At 74.0% G+C, this 17,003-nt stretch carries 13 protein-coding genes; 3 read left to right on the top strand and 10 right to left on the bottom strand.

What is annotated here, in order from left to right; genetic code table 11:
• The first annotated feature begins 261 nt into the window (after window positions 1–261).
• Entirely contained in the window at window positions 262–900 is a 639-nt protein-coding gene (locus LWC33_RS24855) for an AfsR/SARP family transcriptional regulator (RefSeq protein ID WP_233306988.1), read from the top strand.
• Window positions 901–951: 51 nt separating this feature from the next.
• On the opposite strand, the gene LWC33_RS24850 is transcribed toward LWC33_RS24855, so the two are convergent.
• The 5 genes from LWC33_RS24850 to LWC33_RS24830 all read right to left on the bottom strand — a co-directional run bounded on the left by LWC33_RS24850 (window position 952) and on the right by LWC33_RS24830 (window position 7,423).
• Window positions 952–2,118, bottom strand: coding sequence for an RtcB family protein (locus LWC33_RS24850; RefSeq protein ID WP_233306986.1), 1,167 nt, complete (start codon window positions 2,116–2,118; stop codon window positions 952–954).
• Window positions 2,119–2,410: 292 nt separating this feature from the next.
• A complete protein-coding gene (gene pucD / locus LWC33_RS24845) occupies window positions 2,411–4,708 on the bottom strand; it encodes a xanthine dehydrogenase subunit D (RefSeq protein ID WP_233306984.1) in 2,298 nt (765 codons plus the stop codon).
• Entirely contained in the window at window positions 4,705–6,045 is a 1,341-nt protein-coding gene (locus LWC33_RS24840) for an 8-oxoguanine deaminase (protein ID WP_233306982.1), read from the bottom strand. The genes pucD and LWC33_RS24840 overlap by 4 nt, the downstream gene beginning before the upstream one ends.
• A complete protein-coding gene (locus LWC33_RS24835; RefSeq protein ID WP_233306979.1) occupies window positions 6,042–6,509 on the bottom strand; it encodes a (2Fe-2S)-binding protein in 468 nt (155 codons plus the stop codon). The genes LWC33_RS24840 and LWC33_RS24835 overlap by 4 nt, the downstream gene beginning before the upstream one ends.
• Window positions 6,506–7,423: an FAD binding domain-containing protein gene (locus LWC33_RS24830; protein ID WP_233306977.1), complete on the bottom strand. Its 918-nt coding sequence runs from the start codon at window positions 7,421–7,423 to the stop codon at window positions 6,506–6,508. The genes LWC33_RS24835 and LWC33_RS24830 overlap by 4 nt, the downstream gene beginning before the upstream one ends.
• Before the next feature lie 93 nt (window positions 7,424–7,516).
• On the opposite strand from LWC33_RS24830, the gene LWC33_RS24825 reads away from it, so the two are divergent.
• Complete coding sequence (locus LWC33_RS24825; protein WP_233306975.1) at window positions 7,517–9,034, top strand: PucR family transcriptional regulator; 1,518 nt, start codon at window positions 7,517–7,519, stop codon at window positions 9,032–9,034.
• A 152-nt stretch (window positions 9,035–9,186) separates the two neighbouring features.
• Here the strand turns inward: LWC33_RS24825 and LWC33_RS24820 are convergent, their stop codons facing one another.
• The 5 genes from LWC33_RS24820 to LWC33_RS24800 all read right to left on the bottom strand — a co-directional run bounded on the left by LWC33_RS24820 (window position 9,187) and on the right by LWC33_RS24800 (window position 15,332).
• Window positions 9,187–10,242 (bottom strand): zinc-binding dehydrogenase, encoded by a 1,056-nt coding sequence (locus LWC33_RS24820; RefSeq protein ID WP_233306973.1) that lies wholly within the window; start codon window positions 10,240–10,242, stop codon window positions 9,187–9,189.
• Window positions 10,243–10,505: 263 nt separating this feature from the next.
• Window positions 10,506–10,994 (bottom strand): 2-oxo-4-hydroxy-4-carboxy-5-ureidoimidazoline decarboxylase, encoded by a 489-nt coding sequence (uraD, locus tag LWC33_RS24815; protein WP_233306971.1) that lies wholly within the window; start codon window positions 10,992–10,994, stop codon window positions 10,506–10,508.
• Window positions 10,991–12,937 (bottom strand): 2-oxo-4-hydroxy-4-carboxy-5-ureidoimidazoline decarboxylase, encoded by a 1,947-nt coding sequence (uraD, locus tag LWC33_RS24810; RefSeq protein WP_233306969.1) that lies wholly within the window; start codon window positions 12,935–12,937, stop codon window positions 10,991–10,993. Before uraD (LWC33_RS24810) ends, uraD (LWC33_RS24815) begins: the two co-directional genes overlap by 4 nt.
• 187 nt (window positions 12,938–13,124) lie before the next feature.
• A complete protein-coding gene (locus tag LWC33_RS24805; protein WP_233306967.1) occupies window positions 13,125–13,751 on the bottom strand; it encodes a TetR/AcrR family transcriptional regulator in 627 nt (208 codons plus the stop codon).
• Window positions 13,752–13,781: 30 nt separating this feature from the next.
• Window positions 13,782–15,332, bottom strand: a complete 1,551-nt coding sequence (locus LWC33_RS24800) for a class I adenylate-forming enzyme family protein (RefSeq protein WP_233306966.1) — start codon at window positions 15,330–15,332, stop codon at window positions 13,782–13,784.
• Between the two features lie 115 nt (window positions 15,333–15,447).
• Here LWC33_RS24800 and LWC33_RS24795 point away from each other — a divergent pair, with 115 nt between their 5' ends.
• Window positions 15,448–17,001, top strand: a complete 1,554-nt coding sequence (locus LWC33_RS24795; RefSeq protein ID WP_233306964.1) for an acyl-CoA carboxylase subunit beta — start codon at window positions 15,448–15,450, stop codon at window positions 16,999–17,001.
• Window positions 17,002–17,003 lie beyond the last annotated feature (2 nt).

The raw sequence follows: 17,003 nt of genomic DNA, 5'->3' as shown, positions 1-17,003 counted from the left end.
GGCCGGCAGCGGCTGGCCGAGGCGACGGCGCTCGCTCGGCGGGTCGGGTCGCCGTCGCTGCCGGCCTGGGCGGGCAACACCCTGGCGTGGCCGACGCCCGGGCCGGCGACCGGGAGGCCGCGGAGCGCGGGCACCGGCAGGCCCTGGGCTGGTACCGGTACGCGGGCTCGGTCGCCGGGATCGCGATGACGGCCGCCGGTCCGTCCGGTTCCTCCGGCCGTCCGGTTTCCTCGCGACGACGGCGGTGCCAGGCTCGGCGGGGTGGTCCGCATCCAGCTGCACGGCCGGTTCGTGGTGGTCGTCGACGGACGGTCGGTGGAGCACCTGCTCCCCGGGCGGCGGGGCCGGGCCCTGGTGGCCTACCTCGCCTGCAGGCGCGGTGCCGTGGACCGGTGTGTGCTGGCGGACGCGCTCCGCTCGTCGGGCACGGGCCTGACGGCGTTGCTGTCGAAGGTCCGGGCGGTGCTCGCCCCGGTCGAGATCGTGGGCCGGCAGAGCGTGCAGCTCGTGCTGCCGGAGGGCGGGCTGATCGACGCGGCGGTCGCGGCCGAGGCGGCGCACCGGGCCGACGCCGCGGCTGCCCGCTGCGACTGGCCGGAGGCCTGGACGCACGCGCTGAGCACGCTGTTCGTGACCCAGCGCCCGTTCCTGCCGGACCTGCAGGAGCCGTGGGCCGACGAGCACCGCGAGGAGGTCGGGCGGCTGCACCGCCGGGCGTTGACCTGCTACGCCGAGGCCTGCCTGAAGCAGGTCAGTTGCGAGTGCGGCTACTCCACCCGCTCCGAGAGCGAGGACCAGATCGTCGGCACGGTCCTGCAGCACGTGGCGGTCGACCACCCGGACCTCGCGCCGTCGGTCACGCCCGACGTGGTCCGGGGCTGGATCGAGATCGTCCCCTGACGCCCGGGTGACGGCACCGGCCGGTGGGCCGCGGAGGGGGCGGCCCGCCGGTCACTCGCCCTTGACGTTGACCAGCTGGCGCAGGGTGTGCCGGACCTCGACGAGGTCGGCGGCGTCGGCCATCACCACGTCGATGTCCTTGTAGGCGGCGGGGATCTCGTCGAGGAACGCCGGGCCGCGGCGGTACTCGATGCCGACCATCGCCTTGTCCATGTCCTCGAGCGTGAACGTCCGGCGGGCAGCCTTGCGGGCGTAGGCGCGGCCGGCGCCGTGTGGGCTGCTCTCGAAGCTCGCCGGCTCGCCCTTGCCGGTCACCACGTAGCTCGCGGTGCCCATCGACCCCGGGATGAGCCCGGGACGGCCCGCGTCGGCCCGGATCGCGCCCTTGCGCGAGAGCCAGACGTCGTGGCCGAGGTGGTGCTCGCTGGCCGTGAAGTTGTGGTGGCAGTTGATCCGCTCCCGCTCCTCGACCGCCGCGCCGAGAAGGCGGGCGACGAGCTCGAGGAAGCGGTCCATCATCTCCTCGCGGTTGGCGAGCGCGAAGTGCTGCGCCCACTCCAGGTCGCGGACGTAGGCGTCGAACTCCTCGGTGCCCTCCGTGAGGTGGGCGAGGTCCCGGTCCGGCAGCCGCATGTCGCGGCACTGCTCGTGGGCGATGCGGATGTGGTGGCGGGCGATCGCATTGCCGATGCCGCGCGACCCGGAGTGCAGGAAGAGCCAGAGCGTGCCGCTCTCGTCCGCGGTCAGCTCGATGAAGTGGTTGCCGCTGCCGAGGCTGCCGAGCTGGAGGTCCCAGCCCACCCGGGTGAGGTCCTCGTAGAAGGCCAGCCGGTCACCGGCCTCCTCGGTCAGGGCGGCGACCCGCGGCGCCGCCGTGTCGCCGACCGTCCGGTTGTAGCGCCCGGCGCTGAGCGGGATGCGCTTCTCGAGAGACCGTCGCAGGTCGGCGAGGGACCGGCCACCCAGCTCGTCCCGGGTGAACTGTGTGCGCACGGCGATCATCCCGCAGCCGATGTCCACGCCCACCGCAGCCGGCATGATCGCCTCGACGGTCGGGATGACCGAGCCGACGGTCGCGCCGGCGCCGAGGTGCGCGTCCGGCATCAGCGCCAGGTGCGGCTGCACGAACGGCATCGACGCGGTCCGTTCGGCCTGCGCGAGCGTGGCGGGCTCGAGGATCGAGGCCCAGCTGTAGAGCTTGTCGTTGATCTTCTGCACGGACGTCCTCCCGTCCGGAGCGTTCCCCGTCCGGCCCGGAAAATCCGCACTATGGATCCACAACGCGATTTCGAGGGCCTCCGAAGCGCGTTGTGGAACCATAATTGCGCTCCGAGGCAGGTTCTGGACGTTATGGAACCATAGTGCGCTCGGAGGTGGGTTCTGGACGCGTTATGGAACCATAATCCGCTCCCCGGGAAGGACGTGCGGGGAATACCTGCACCTCCGTGCCCGTGCCCGTGCGCGGCACGTGGCGCTCCAGCACCACGCGCCGCGCACGGCGATTCTCGGGTCAGAAGGTGATGTGCTCCGGGCGGATCGGGACACGGCGCAGCGCCTTGCCGGTGGCGGCGCGGACCGCGGCGGCGACGGCGGGGCCGGACGAGATCGTCGGCGGCTCGCCGACGCCACGGACGCCGTAGGGCGCGTGCGGGTCGGCGTACTCCAGCACCTTCACCTGCATCGGGGGCATGTCGAGGATGGTCGGGATCAGGTAGTCGGTGAAGGACGGGTTCTTCACGTGCCCGTCCGTCACGACGATCTCCTCCATCAGCGCCAGGCCCATGCCCTGCGCGCTGCCGCCCTGGATCTGCCCGACGACGGCGTCGGGGTTGAGCGCCCGCCCGACGTCCTGGGCCGTGTCCAGCGCGACCACCTTGACCAGGCCGAGCTCGGTGTCGACGTCGACCACCGCGCGGTGCGCCGAGAAGGCGTACTGGACGTGCGCGTTGCCCTGCCCCGTCTCCGGGTCGATCGGGAAGGTCGGGCGGTGCCGCCACTCGACGGTCTCCTCGACGGGCTCGTCGAGCACGTCGGCCAGCCCGGCGACGACCTCGCCGGACTCGGCGACGATCTTGTCGCCGTCGAGCCGGAGGCCGGTGCGCTGCAACGCCTCCGCCGCACGCCGCAGGACCGAGGTCCGCACCGCCTCGCACGCGGCCTTGACCGCGCCGCCGGTCACGTACGTCTGCCGGGAGGCCGACGTCGAACCGCCGGAGCCCACGCTCGTGTCCTTGGGGTGCACGACGACCTGGTCCACGCCCAGCTCGGTCCGGCAGATCTGCTGCTCGATGGTGATCAGGCCCTGCCCGACCTCGGCGGCCGCCGTGTGCACGGTCGCGACGGGCTCGCCGGCGACCGCCTCCAGCCGCACGCGGGCGGTGGAGTAGTCGTCGAACCCCTCGGAGAACCCGACGTTCTTGTAGGTCACCGCGTACCCGATCCCGCGCACGACACCCTCGCCGTGCGTGGTGTTCGACGCGCCGCCGGGCAGCTCGCGGATGTCCCGTTCGCCCACGGGCTCCGGCGGGAGCGGCAGGTCGCGGACGGTCCGGATCAGCTCGGCGACCGGCGCCGCGGAGTCGATCACCTGGCCGGTGATGTTGAGGTCGCCCTCGCGCATCCCGTTGCGCGCCCGGATCTCCACCCGGTCGACGCCGACCCGGTCGGCCAGCTCGTCCATCAGCGCCTCGTGCGCGAACGCGGCCTGCACGCAGCCGAAGCCGCGCATCGCGCCGCAGGGCGGGTTGTTGGTGTAGACCCCGCGGGCGTCGACGTGGACGCTCGGGATCCGGTACGGGCCCAGGCCCAGCGTGCCGCCGTTGCCGACGACCGCGCCGGTCGAGGACGCGTAGGCGCCGCCGTCGAACAGGATGTCGGCCTTGGCGTAGACCAGCTCGCCCTCCTCCGAGGCGCCGAACTCGTAGCGCAGCCACGCCGGGTGCCGGTGGACGTGGCCGAAGAACGACTCGTCCCGCGCGTAGCTCATCTTCACCGGCTTGCCGGTGTGCAGCGCGAGCAGGCAGGCGTGGACGTGCATGGACAGGTCCTCGCGCCCGCCGAACGCGCCGCCGACCCCGGCGAGGGTCAGCCGGACCCGCTCCGGCGGCAGCCCGAGCACGCGGCAGACCTGGGTCTGGTCGACGTGCAGCCACTGGGTGGCGACGTAGAGGTCGACGCCGCCCTCGCCGTCGGGTACCGCGAGCCCGGACTCCGGGCCGAGGAAGGCCTGGTCCTGCATGCCGACCTCGAAGTCCAGCGCCACCACCACGGGGGCGGTGGGGGCCGGGTCGCCGCGGCGGATCTTCATGGCGCGCACGAGGTTGTCCTCGCGCGAGGCGTGCACGAGCGGGGCGTCGGCGTCGAGCGCGCGGCGCGGGTCGGTGACGGCCGGCAGCACCTCGTAGTCGACGACGACCCGCTTCGCCGCCCGGCGGGCGGTCTCGGGGTGGTCCGCGGCGACCAGCGCGACGGGTTCGCCCTGGTAGCGGACCACGCCGTCGGCCAGCGCGGGGGTGTCGAGGTGCTCCAGCCCGATGGCGTTCTCGCCCGGGACGTCCGCGGCGGTCAGGACCGCGGAGACGCCGGGGACACGCAGGGCGTCGGTGACGTCGATCGACCGGATCCGGGCGTGCGGGTGCGGGCTGCGCAGCGTGACGCCCCAGACCATGTCGTCGTGCCACAGGTCGGACGAGTAGGCGAACTCGCCGGTGACCTTGAGGGTGCCGTCGGGGCGGAGGGGCGAGTCGCCGAGGCGGCCCCCCTCGCCGGAGGCGGTCGTCGGCACGGTGCGGGTCTCGGTGGAGGTCATGACGCCTTCTCCAGCAGGGTGCGGTGGACGCGGGCGCACTCGCGCGCCACGGCGTCCGTGTCGACGGTGACCACGCGGTCGTGCTCGACGACCGGGCGGCCGTTGACCAGCAGCAGGTCCAGGGGCGGCGGGGCGCCGAGCACCAGCGCCGCGACCGGGTCGGCGACGTCGGCGTGCCCGAGGCCGTCCAGGCTCCAGAGGGCGAGGTCGGCGAGCTTGCCGACCTCGATCGAGCCGATCTCGGCCTCGCGACCGAGCACCCGGGCGCCGCCCAGCGTGGCCAGTTCCAGGGCGTCGCGCACGGTCAGGGCGGTGGGGCCGCCGACGGCGCGGGCGAACAGCACCGCGTGGCGGACCTCCTCGAGCAGGCTGCCGGCCTCGTTGCTGGCCGCCCCGTCGACGCCGAGGCCGACGCGGGCGCCGGCGTCGCGCAGGTCGCGGGTGCGGGCGATCCCGGCGCCGAGCCGGGCGTTCGACGACGGGCAGTGCGCCACCCCGGTCCGGGTCGCGCCGATCCGCTTGACCGCGGGGTCGTCGAGGTGGACGGCGTGGGCGAACCAGACGTCGTCGCCGGTCCAGCCGAGGCCCTCGACGTAGTCGAGCGGGGTGCAGCCGAAGCGCTCGCGGCAGAAGTCCTCCTCGTCGAGGGTCTCGGCGAGGTGGGTGTGCAGGCGGACGCCGCGGCGCCGGGCCAGCTCCGCGGACTCGCGCATGAGGTCCCCGGTCACGGAGAAGGGCGAGCACGGGGCCAGCGCGACCTGCAGCATCGATCCCGGCGAGGCGTCGTGCCAGCGGTCGATGGCGGCCTCCGACGCGGCCAGCACGGCGTCGCGGTCCTCGACGACGTGGTCGGGCGGCAGCCCGCCGTCCTTGCGGCCCAGGTCCATCGAGCCGCGGCACGGGTGGAACCGCAGGCCCACCTCGGCGGCGGCGCGGATCTCGGCGGCGAACACGTCGCCGCCCTCGCGCGGGAAGACGTAGTGGTGGTCGGTGCTGGTGGTGCACCCGGTCAGTGCCAGCTGGGCGAGCGCGCCGGTGGCGCCGGTGTGGACGGCGTGCTCGTCGATGCCGGCCCACACCGGGTACAGCGTGGTGAGCCACTCGAAGAGCGTCGCGTCGACGGCCAGACCACGGGTGACCCACTGGTAGAGGTGGTTGTGCGTGTTGACGAAGCCGGGGGTGAGCAGGCCGCCGCGGGCGTCGACCACGTCGTGGCCGTCCCGCTCCGGTGCCGGCCCGGCGCCCACCGCGGTGATCCGGTTCCCCTCGACGACGACGTGTCCGCCGGCGATCTCCTGGCCGGTCACGGTCACGACGTGCGCGTTCTCGACGATCATCGCTGGGTCACCGCCGCTGCGGCTCGGACCGCGTCGAGGATCTTCTCGTACCCGGTGCACCGGCAGAGGTTGCCGGCCAGCGCCTCCCGGATCTCCGGGTCGCTCGGGTTCGGGTTGCGCTGCAACAGGTCCTTGGTCGACATCAGGAAACCGGGCGTGCAGAAACCGCACTGCACCGCGCCCTTCTCCACGAACGCCTGCTGCACCGGGTCCAGCTCGTCCCCCTCCCGCAGCCCCTCGACGGTGGTGACCTCGCGGCCCTGCGCCTGCCCGGCCGCGACCAGGCACGAACACACCGGGGTGCCGTCGAGGTAGACCGTGCAGGACCCGCATTCGCCCTGCTCGCAGGCGTTCTTGGAGCCGGGCAGGCCGAGCCGCTCGCGCAGTGCGTAGAGCAGGCTCTCGCCCTCCCAGACGTCGTCGGCCTCGCGGCGGGTGCCGTTGACCGTCAGCTCGATCCTCATGCGGCGGCGCTCCTGTGGTCGTTGCCGTCGTTGCCGTCGTTGCCGTCGTCGGTGCGGTAGGCGTCCCACGCCCAGGTCGCGGCCCGGCGGGCCATGACCGACAGGGCGTGGAGGCGGTACGCGGCACTGCCGCGCACGTCGTCGATAGGGGCCGCGGCGTCGCGGACGCGGCGACCGAACTCGGTGGCGAGCCCCTCGGGCAGCGGGCTGCGGGAGTCCCACAGCCCGGCGGCCTCGAGCTCGCCGGCGAGGAACGCGGCGGCCTCGGGGGCCGGGCGCGGGGTGGGGGCGGCCGAGCCGATCCCGGTGCCGACCTCCCGGCGGTCCGGGTGCAGCGCGAACCCGAAGGCGGACACCGCGATCACCATGGCGTTGCGGGTGCCGATCTTGCAGAACTGCTGCGGTCCGGCGGGCGGGGTGATCCGCACCGCGGCGATGAGCTCGTCGGGCTCCAGCACGCTGCGCTTCACGCCGGTGAAGAAGTCCGCGACAGGCACCACGCGCGTCCCGCGCACGGAGGCGATCTCCACCTCGGCGAACGCGGCGAGCAGGGCGGGGTGGCTGTCCCCGGCCGGGGAGGCCGCGCCGAGGTTCCCGCCGACCGTGCCACGGTTGCGGATCTGCGGCGACCCGACGGTGCGCGCGGCCATCGCCAGTCCGGGCAGCGTGCCGCCGAGCTCGGCGATCACCCGGCTGTAGGTGACCCCGGCGCCGAGCCGGATCCGCCCGTCGTCGGCGCGGCTCCACTCCTGCAGCTCGGGGACCCGGTTGAGGTCCAGCAGCGCGGCCGGGCGCCGGTGGTCGAAGTTGAGCTCGACCATGACGTCCGTGCCGCCCGCGACGGGCAGGGCGTCGGGGTGTGCCGCCTTGGTCTCGAGGGCCTCAGCCCAGGAGGTCGGCGCCAGGAAGTCCATGGCTGGAAGTACAGCGCGCGGTCCGGCCGGTCACGAGTCGCCGCCGCGACGAACCCGTGGCGGTCCCGGGCTGCGCGGTTGTACGTTCCTCCAATGCTGCTGCGCGACCTGGTCGGACGCCCCGACCTGAAGCTGCGGCTGCTGCACGGCGACGAGGCGGCGCTCGAGCGACCCGTGCGCTGGGTCTACACCACCGACCTGCCCGATCCCGGTCGCTACCTCTCGGGTGGCGAGCTGGTGATCAGCGGGCTGGTGTGGCGGACGGCCGAGGCGGACACCGAGCGGTTCGTCGGTGCGCTGGCGCGGGCGAAGGTGGCCGCGCTGGCCGCGGGCGCGGCGGTGTTCCACGGGATCCCCGACGACGTCGTGGCGGCCTGCCGCCGGCACGACGTCCCGCTGGTGGAGGTGCCCGAGGAGATCTCGTTCGCGGCGGTGACCGAGTACGTCGTCGGCTCGGTCACGGCGGCGCGCGGCGACCGGCTGGCGGTCACGGTGGGGCGGCAGCGCCAGCTGCTGGCCGCGGTGGCGAGCGGGCAGGGGCTCGACGAGATGACCGCGCAGGTCGGCGCGGCGATCGGGCTGACCTGCCGGGTGTTCACGGCGACGGGGCGAGCGCTCGCCGCGGGGCCCGAGCCGCTGCCGGCGGCCGAGCTCGACGCCGCGGTGCGGACCTTCCTCACCGCGGACCGGCTGCCCGCGGTCACCCCGACCCCGGCGCGCACGGTGTTCCCGGTGGGGCCGGCGTCCGAGCTGCGGGCGACGTCGTGGTTCGTGGCGGTCGACGGCGCGCGGCCGGACTGGGACCAGGAGACGGTCGAGGCGGTCGGGGAGCTGGTGGCGATCGCCGCGCTCGACCGGGCCCGGCGCAGCGAGGGGCTGCGGGTCGCGCGCGACATCGCCGACGACGCGATCGCGCTGGTCGCGGACGGGGCAAGCGAGCGACCGGAGCTCCCGGTGCGGCTACGGCAGGCCGGGCTCGACCCGTCGGCGCCGCTGGCGGTGGCGGTCGCGGGGTTCAGCGGGCCGGGGCGGGTGGAGACCGCGCGCTCGGTGCTGGTCGACGCCGCCACGCACCTCGGACCGCCGGTCGTCGGGACCCACGAGGGAGCGGCCGTCGCGCTGGTCCCCGGGGACACGGCGGTGCTCGACGCCGCCCTGGCCCGCCTCGAACCGGGGCTCGCCCCGGAGAAGCTCACCGTCGGGGTCAGCCGGCCGGCCGCGCTCGCGGCGCTGACCGGGGCGTTGCAGGAGGCCGTGCACGCGCGGACGCTCGCGCTGCAGCGGCCGGGGGCGGTCGCCGTGGTCACGGCGTCGGAGGTGACCTCGCACGTCGCCCTGCTCGCCGCGGTGCCCGACGACGTCCGCCGCACCTTCGCCGCCCGGGTGCTCCGCCCGGTCCTGGCCTACGACGAGCGCAACGCCGCCGGGCTGCTGGAGACGCTGGAGGCGTTCCTGGACTGCTCCGGATCGTGGAGCCGTGCCGCGGAACGGCTGCACCTGCACGTCAACACGGTGCGCTACCGGATCGGCCGGGTCGAGGAGCTCACGGGCCGCAGCCTCGCCGACTTCCCCGACCGGGTCGACCTCTTCCTCGCTCTCCGCTCCCGCTGACGCAGTACGGAACCAGAACGTTTCGAATAGCGCCGGTCTTCGCGCACTGCGGAACCATGATGCGAAATTCGCGGCCGATCTACCGCGTTCAGGAACCATAATGCGGAAACTGAGGCCGAATCCGTGCATCATGGTTCCATAGCGCGGGTTGGTCAGGGCAGCACCACGACGCGCTGGGGCTCGCCCAGCTTCTGGTGCAGCGTCTGCAGCGCCTTGTCCGCCTCGTCGAGCGGGAAGCGGTGGGTGATCGAGCGGCTCAGGTCGAGCCGGCCCGCGGTGACCAGCCCGAGCACCGAACGGATGGACGCCGTGGTGAACCCGTAGCTGCCCAGGACCTGCAGCTCCCGGCGGACGAACACGGTCGGCGGCGGGAGCGTGATCGGGTCGGCCCCGAGGCCGCAGATCACCAGTCGTCCGCCCGTACGCAGCAGCTCCGCAGCACCCGCGATGCTCTCCGGCCGGCCCACGAACTCGGCGGCGACGTCCGCCCCGGCCCCGCCGGTCGCCGCGAGCACGGCCTCGGTGGCCCCGGGACCGGGCTCCAGCACCAGGTCCGCGCCGACCTCGGCGGCACGGGTGCGCTGCGATGCCCGCGGGTCGACGGCGATCACCGGCGACGCCCCCTGCAGGCGGGCGATCTGCACCGCGTGCAGGCCGAGGCCACCCACCCCGACGATCGCGACGGCCTCGCCGGCCCGGACCCGGGCGACGTCGGTCAGCGCGTGGAACGGGGTGGCGACGGCGTCGGTGACGATGGCGCCGACGTCGAACGGCACCTCGTCGGGCAAGGGCACGAGGGCACGGGCCGGGACCGCGACGAACTCGGCCAGCCCGCCGTCGCGGTGGATGCCGACCAGCGTGCGCGAGGCGCAGATCGACGACCGACCGGTCAGGCACTGCGGGCACGTGCCGTCGGTGAGGACCGCGTTGACGACCACCCGCGCGCCCACTCCGAGCCCGTCTTCAAGGGCCCCGTCGACGTCGGGCCCGAGCTCCGCGACGGTGCCGGCGACCTCGTGCCCGAGGGTGATCGGCACGAACCCGACCGGGCTGCCCTCGATCGCGAAGTGCACGTCCGAGCCGCAGACGCCCGCGGCCCGGACCTGCAGCAGGACCTCGCCCGGCCCGGGCTCGGGCCGTGGGAGGGACTCGGTGGCCAACGGCCTGCCGGGCTCGTGGAACCGCGCCGCGCGCATCGTCTCGGGCAAGGGTCACCTCCGCGTCGAGGCCGCCGTCGTGCGGAGATCGTCACCCCGAGCGGTGGCGCGGGCCAGTACGCAGATCTGCCACTTGTGCCCGGCGGACAGACCGCGTCAGGGAACCATAACGCGCAGGACTCGGGTCTGAGGTCGCGCGCTATGGAGCCATGGCGCGCAAGGCTCGGGCCTGAATTCGCGTCATGGAACCATGAAGGGAACGCGTGGTCTCGGGGCCTGCGGCCTTGGTGCTGCGCACGTCCACCGGCTCCGCGTCACGTGAACATCCGCTCCAGCCGCAGCCGGTTGATCGCCGTCAGCTCGGTGAGGGCGACCCGGCGCTCGACGGCGGGGTCGTTGGCGAGCCGGGCCCGCAGCGTGGCCAGCAGGTCCTCGGCGCTCCGGCCGCTGGCACACACCAGGTAGACGTGCCCGAAGCGTTCCTCGTAGGCCCGGTTCCCCTCGGCCAGGGCGTCGAGGACCTGCGCGGACGCCGTGGCGACCGCGCCCTGCTCGCGCCGCGCCGTGCCCCGCGCCGAGCGGGCGCCGATGCGGGGGTGCCCGGCCAGGGCGGCGTCGAGGTCGTCCCCGGTGAGCGCGGCCCCGGCTGCGTGCTGCAGCGCGGCGAGGCTGCCGTAGGGCCGCCCGGCGGCGACCTGCCGCGCCCACCGCGGCGCGGAGCAGACCTCGCGGAGCAGCTCCTCGGCGCGGGCGGCGGGCAGGTCGTCGAAGCCGCGGACCGTCAGGGGCTCGAGGGCCGTCATCGGGCGCTCGACCCGAAGGCCCCGGCCCGGGCCGTCGCGATCGGGTTGGCCTCGGCGACCAGGTCCTCGAAGCGGCGGTTGGCCACCTTGGCGATCTCGATCAGTGCGGCGGCATGTTCCTGGGCGGGCGAGTTGCCCAGCCGGCGCCGGCCCTCGCGCAGGATCGCGGCGCGGTCCGGGTGCTCGCGCACGCAAACGATCAGCGGGATCCCGAAGCGCTCCCGGTAGGCCGCGGCGAGCTCGGCGAACTCGGTGCGGTCGTCGTCGGAGAGCCGGGTCAGGCCGGCCGACGCCTGGTCCTCGCGGGAGTCGTCGCCCTCCTCGCCCTCGGCGACGCGGTCGCCGCCGAGGTCGGGGTAGACGGCCATGAGCGCGCGCTGCTCCTCGCGCGGCGCCGCGAACAGCGCCTCTTGGAAGGCGGTGCGCAGGGCCGCCGTGTCGGCGAACGGCTTGCGGTCGTACGCCCGGGCGACGACGTCCGTCGGGCCCTGGAACAGCCGGTCGAAGGCGGCGACGAACTCGTCGCGGCTCATGCGGTTGACCTGGTCGAGCCGGATCGTGGGGGTGCCCGGCGCGCCGGCGACGGCGGGGCCGAAGTCCTTGCCGACGTGGTGGAACACCAGGTTCAGCACGATCGCGGTGATGCTGCCGACGGTGATCCCGGAGCCGAACACGATCTGGGCCCAGGGGGGCAGGGCCTTCGCGACGTCGGGCTGCGCGGTCACCAACATGGCCAGCCCGAGGCTCGTCCCGACGATCACGACGTTGCGGTGGTCGTGGAAGTCCACGCGCGAGAGCGTCTGGATGCCGACGACGGCCACGGTCGCGAACATCGCCAGGGCCGCGCCGCCGAGCACCGGGTGCGGGATGCCCGCGACGACGGCACCGGCCTTGGGCACCAGGCCGATCAGGATCATGAACACGCCCGCGGCGGCGACGACGTACCGGCTCTTGACGCGGGTCAGCCGGACCAGCCCGACGTTCTCGGCGAAGCAGGTGTAGGGGAAGGAGTTGAGGACGCCGCCGATGGTGGTGGCCAGGCCGTCGGCCCGCAGCGCCCGGGCGATGTCCTCGCGACCGACCCGCTTGTCGACGATCTCGCCGGTGGCGAAGACGTCGCCGGTGGTCTCGACCGCGGTGATCAGCATGACGACGATCATCGAGACGATCGCGGCGCCGGCGAACTTCGGCCAGCCGAAGTAGAAGGGCGTGGTGACGCCGAGCCAGGAGGAGTCGCCGACGGCCGCGAACGACGCGTCACCCAGCAGCCAGGCGACGCCCGTGCCCAGGACCAGCCCGATCAGCACGGCGACGGTGGCGGTGAAGCCGCGGAACACCCGCTGGATCACGACGATCACGGCGAGCGTCCCGAGGGCGTAGGCGAGGTTGCGCGCGCTGGTGGGGTCGGGCGTGGAGCCGCCGCCGACGGCGTCCTGCGCGGCGACGGGCAGCAGCGCGAGGCCGATGATCGTGATGACCGTGCCCGTGACGACCGGCGGGAAGAAGCGGATCAGCTTGCTGAACCAGGGGGCGATGAGGAAGGTGAACAGGCCGCCGACGATCACCGCACCGTAGATCACCAGGAGGCCGTCCGTGCCGCCGCCCGCCGCGAGCCCGATCGCGATCATCGGCGACACCGCGGTGAACGTGACGCCCTGCAGCAGCGGCAGCCGCACGCCGATCTTCCAGAACCCGAGGGACTGGATGATCGACGCGATACCGCAGGTGAAGAGGTCGGCGTTGATGAGGTGGATCAGCTCGCGCTCCGACAGGCCGATCGCCGAGGCCAGCAGGATCGGCACGATGACGGCGCCGGCGTAGAAGGCGAGCACGTGCTGCACGCCGTAGACGGCGAGCTTGCCGGCAGGCAGCACCTCGTCGACCGGGTGCGGCCTGCGGCCGGTCTTGCGCGGACGGGATCGGGCGGTAGCGCGCACGGGCACCTCGCAGGGTGTGATGTGGGACGCGTCATACCTTCCGTCGCCGGTCCCCGTCCCGGCAGGCACCGCGAACACGAACGCGCCGCGCTGCTCCGCACCGTCCTTTGTGCGATCCGACAGTGCTCCCGGAGCCCGGCGACGAGGTCGGTACGGGCGCCCACCGCCGCATCGCCCTGCGCGCCGACCGGGATCAGTCTCCGTCGAGGCCGGCGAGCCGCCCGTAGACGGCGACGAGCTCCGCCGCGGTCCGGTCGAGCGACGACGGGTCGGCGGCGACCTCCTCCGCCAGGTGCAGCAGCGCTGCGGTCACCACGGTCGCCACCACGGTGTCGCCGGCTGCGGGCTCGGCGCCCCGCGTGCGCCGGAGATCGGCCAGGAACCGGGCGTCGATCTCCGTGGGGACGTCGACGAGCTCCCGCCAGAGCGCGGCGGCCTCCGGATCGTGCAACGCCTGGTGGCGGATCACCGTCAGCAGGCGGGCCTTCCGGGCGTAGACGGCGAGGGCGGCGCGGATCGAGGTCTCCACCACCACGCGCGGATCGGCCGAGGCCCGCCCGGCCTCGCGCTGGACTCGGGTGATCTCGTCCCGGACGCGGTGCGCGAGGGCGTGGAACACCTCCGCCCGGGAGGCGAAGTAGACGTAGAAGGTGGCGCGGGAGACCTCGGCACGCTCGGCGATCTGGCCGACGGGGGTCTGGTCGCAGCCCTGCTCGGCGAAGAGCTCCTCGGCGGCGTCGAGCAGCGCGGCGCGGGTGGCGCTGTCCTGGCGGTCCTTCGCCGTCCGGGTGCTCCACTCGCGTCGGGCCGGCCTGCTCATCCGCCGATCCTCCCGTGTCGGCCGGGCATGTCAGCCGGCCGTACCGACGGTGTCGGCGGGACCCCGGTACGGCGCGCGGATCTCCCGCTTGAGCAGCTTGCCCGAGTGGGCGCGCGGGAGGGCGTCCACCACGGCGTAGGACTTCGGGCGCTTGTAGCCGGCGAGGCTCGTGGCCGCGGCCTCGCGGGCGCGACCCTCCCAGTCCTCGGCGTCGGTACCGGACGCGAGGACCGCGACGGCGTGCACGGCCTCGCCCCACCGCTCGTGCGGGATCCCGACCACGGCGACCTCCTCCGTCCCAGGGACGGCGAGGAGGACCTCCTCGATCTCGTTGGGGTACACGTTCACCCCGCCCGAGATGATCATGTCCTTCTGCCGGTCGACGAGGTAGAGGTAGCCCTCCTCGTCGAGGCGCCCGAGGTCGCCGGCGGTCGCCCAGCCGGCGGCCCCGATGATCTCCGAGGTCAGCTCGGGATGGTCGAGGTACTCGCGCATCAGGACCAGGCCGCGCTTGCGGACGAGCCCGATCTCGCCGACCTCGCACGGGGTCCCGTCCTCGCGCACGACCTGGAGGTCGACGCCCGACATCGGCTGCCCGACGCAGCGGTGCTTGCGCAGCTGGTCCCGCGGCTCCAGGAGCGTGGTCCAGCCGGTCTCGGTGGCGCCGTAGTACTCGTAGAGGTTCGGGGTGAGGACGTCGAGCAGCCGCTGCTTGGCCTCCGTCAGCAGCGGTGATCCCGCCGAGATGCAGAAGCGCAGCGTCGAGAGGTCGGCACGGACCTCGGGCTGGGCGCGGACCAGGTCGCCGTAGATCGTGGGTACGGCGGCGAGCCAGGTGACGCCGTGACGCTCCAGGGCCGGGAGCACCGCCCGGGCGTCGAACTCGCCGAGGACCACGACGGTCCCGCCGCAGTAGAGCTGCATCAGCGAGAAGTAGAGCGGCAGCATGTGGCCGTAGGACCCGCAGGCGAGGGTGACGTCCTCGCGGCCGAACCCGAACTGCAGCGAGCAGAACAGGATGTTCTCGGTGAAGGTGCCGGCGTCGACGACGCAGGCCTTCATCGTGCCGGTCGTGCCCCCGGTGAAGGCCAGCCAGATCGGCGCCTCCGGGTCGTCGGGCACCGGGAAGGGCACGGCGCCCGCCCTCGCCGCGCGATCCACCAGGTCTCCGTCCAGTACGGTGAGCAGCGGGGCCTCGGCCCCCTCCGCCCCGGCCAACTCCGACACCGCGGCCGCCGCGACCGTGACGTGCTCGGCCGACGCCACGAGGACGGCCGGGCGCACGTAGGCCACCGCCCCGGCGACCTCCGCCGCCGTCCACCGCGGGCTCATCGGCACGGTCGCGGCGCCCAGCGCGGACACCGCGGCGAAGAGCACCAGGTAGTCGGCGCTGTTGCTGGCCAGGACAGCGACCCGGTCGCCGGGGCCCGCCCCGAGCTCCCGGAGGGCGCGGGCGAGGCGCCACATCCGGTCCGCCGTCTCCCGGTAGGTCCAGCTCGTCGTGGGCCCGACGAGGGCGGGCTTGTCCGCCTCGTGATGACGCCGTGCGGTCTGCTCCAGGATGCGGGCCAGCGGAACCACGATGTCCGTCCTCTCCGTCGGGAGGAGCAGTGTGCGGGCTCGTTGACAGAAGTGTCAATGCAGGTGAGGATCGGGCACGATCGACCGGCTCGGGTCGACGGACGGGGAGGTCGCGGTGGTCGGTGCGGAGCGCCCGGAGATCGAGGAGCTGCGCCGGCGGCGCGCCCTCGTGCAGGACCTCGGGCGCCCCGAGGCGGTCGTGCGGCAGCACGCCCTCGGCAAGCTGACCGCCCGTGAGCGCATCGACCGGCTCGTCGACGAGGGGACCTTCCGCGAGTTCGGCGCCCTGGTCGACGCCGCCCGCGGGACGCCCGGACAGGAGCGGCTGGCGGCGCCCGGGGACGGGGTGGTGACGGGCGTCGGAGAGCTCGACGGCCGGCCCGTCTCGATCATGTCCTTCGACTTCAGCGTCTTCGGCGGGTCGAACGGCACCACCGGCGGCCTCAAGGTCGCCCGCTGCTGCGAGCGGTCGCTGCAGGAGGGTATCCCGCTGGTCATGCTGCTCGACGGCGGCGGGCACCGGATCCAGGAGGGCCTCGACAGCCACCATTTCGCGTTCGGCTTCGACGTCTTCCAGCAGATGGTCGACCTGTCCGGGTACGTCCCCGTGGTCGCGGTCATGCTCGGACCCGGTTTCGGCGGCCCGACGAACTTCGCCGCGCTCGCCGACTACACGGTGATGGTGCGGGGCATCTCGACCATGGGCATCGCGGGTCCGGCGCTGGTGGCGGCGTCGACGGGGGAGAAGCTCACCAAGGAGGAGCTCGGCGGCGCCGACCTGCAGGCCCGGCTCGGGCTGGCCGACCTCGCGGTGGACATCGAGGGCGAGGCGCTCGACGCGGTGCGGGTGTTCCTGGGCTACCTGCCCTCCAGCGCCGACCAGCGGCCACCTCACGACGAGGAGCCTCAGGAGGGCGACCCGCCGGTCGCCCACCTCGTCCCGGCATCGACCCGGCAGGCCTACGACGTCCTGGAGGTCGTCGACGCGCTCGCCGACCCGGAGACGGCCTTCGAGGTCAAGCCGGAGCACGCGCCGAACATCGTCACGGCGCTGGCCCGGATCGGGGGCCGGCCGATCGGGATCGTGGCGAACCAGCCGATGCACCTCGGCGGCGCGCTCGACAGCCCGGCGTGCGAGAAGGCGGCGCACTTCGTGTCGTTGTGCGACGCGTTCGGGGTGCCGCTGCTCTTCCTGATCGACGTCCCGGGCTTCCTCGCGGGGACCGAGTCGGCGACGACCCAGCTCGGGCGCCGCAGCGGCCGGCTGCTCTTCGAGCTGGGCCAGGCCACGGTGCCGCGGTTCAGCGTGGTGCTGCGCAAGGGCTACGGCGCCGGGTACATCGCCATGTGCGGGGGCCGCAGCTTCGCCGCCGACCTGGCGCTGGCCTGGCCGACCGCCGAGATCTGCGCGATGTCCGTCGAGGGGGCGGTCGACATCGCCTACCGGCGCGAGGTCGAGGCCGCCCCGGACCCGGCGGCCCGCCGCGCGGAGATGATCGCCGGCTTCCGCGAGCAGATCGGTCCGTTCCTCGCCGCGCAGGGCTTCGGGATCGACGACGTCGTGGACCCGGACGAGACCCGGGCGCTGCTTCGCGCGGCGCTGCGCCGGGCCCAACACCGCCGCAAGGCCCGCGCGCCGCGCAAGCAGCACGCCGTCTCGCCGATCTGAGG

Origin of the sequence: Pseudonocardia terrae, from assembly GCF_021343995.1 — a bacterium.
Classification (GTDB): Bacteria; Actinomycetota; Actinomycetes; order Mycobacteriales; family Pseudonocardiaceae; genus Pseudonocardia; species Pseudonocardia terrae.
This window is presented reverse-complemented; position numbering and strand designations above follow the sequence as displayed.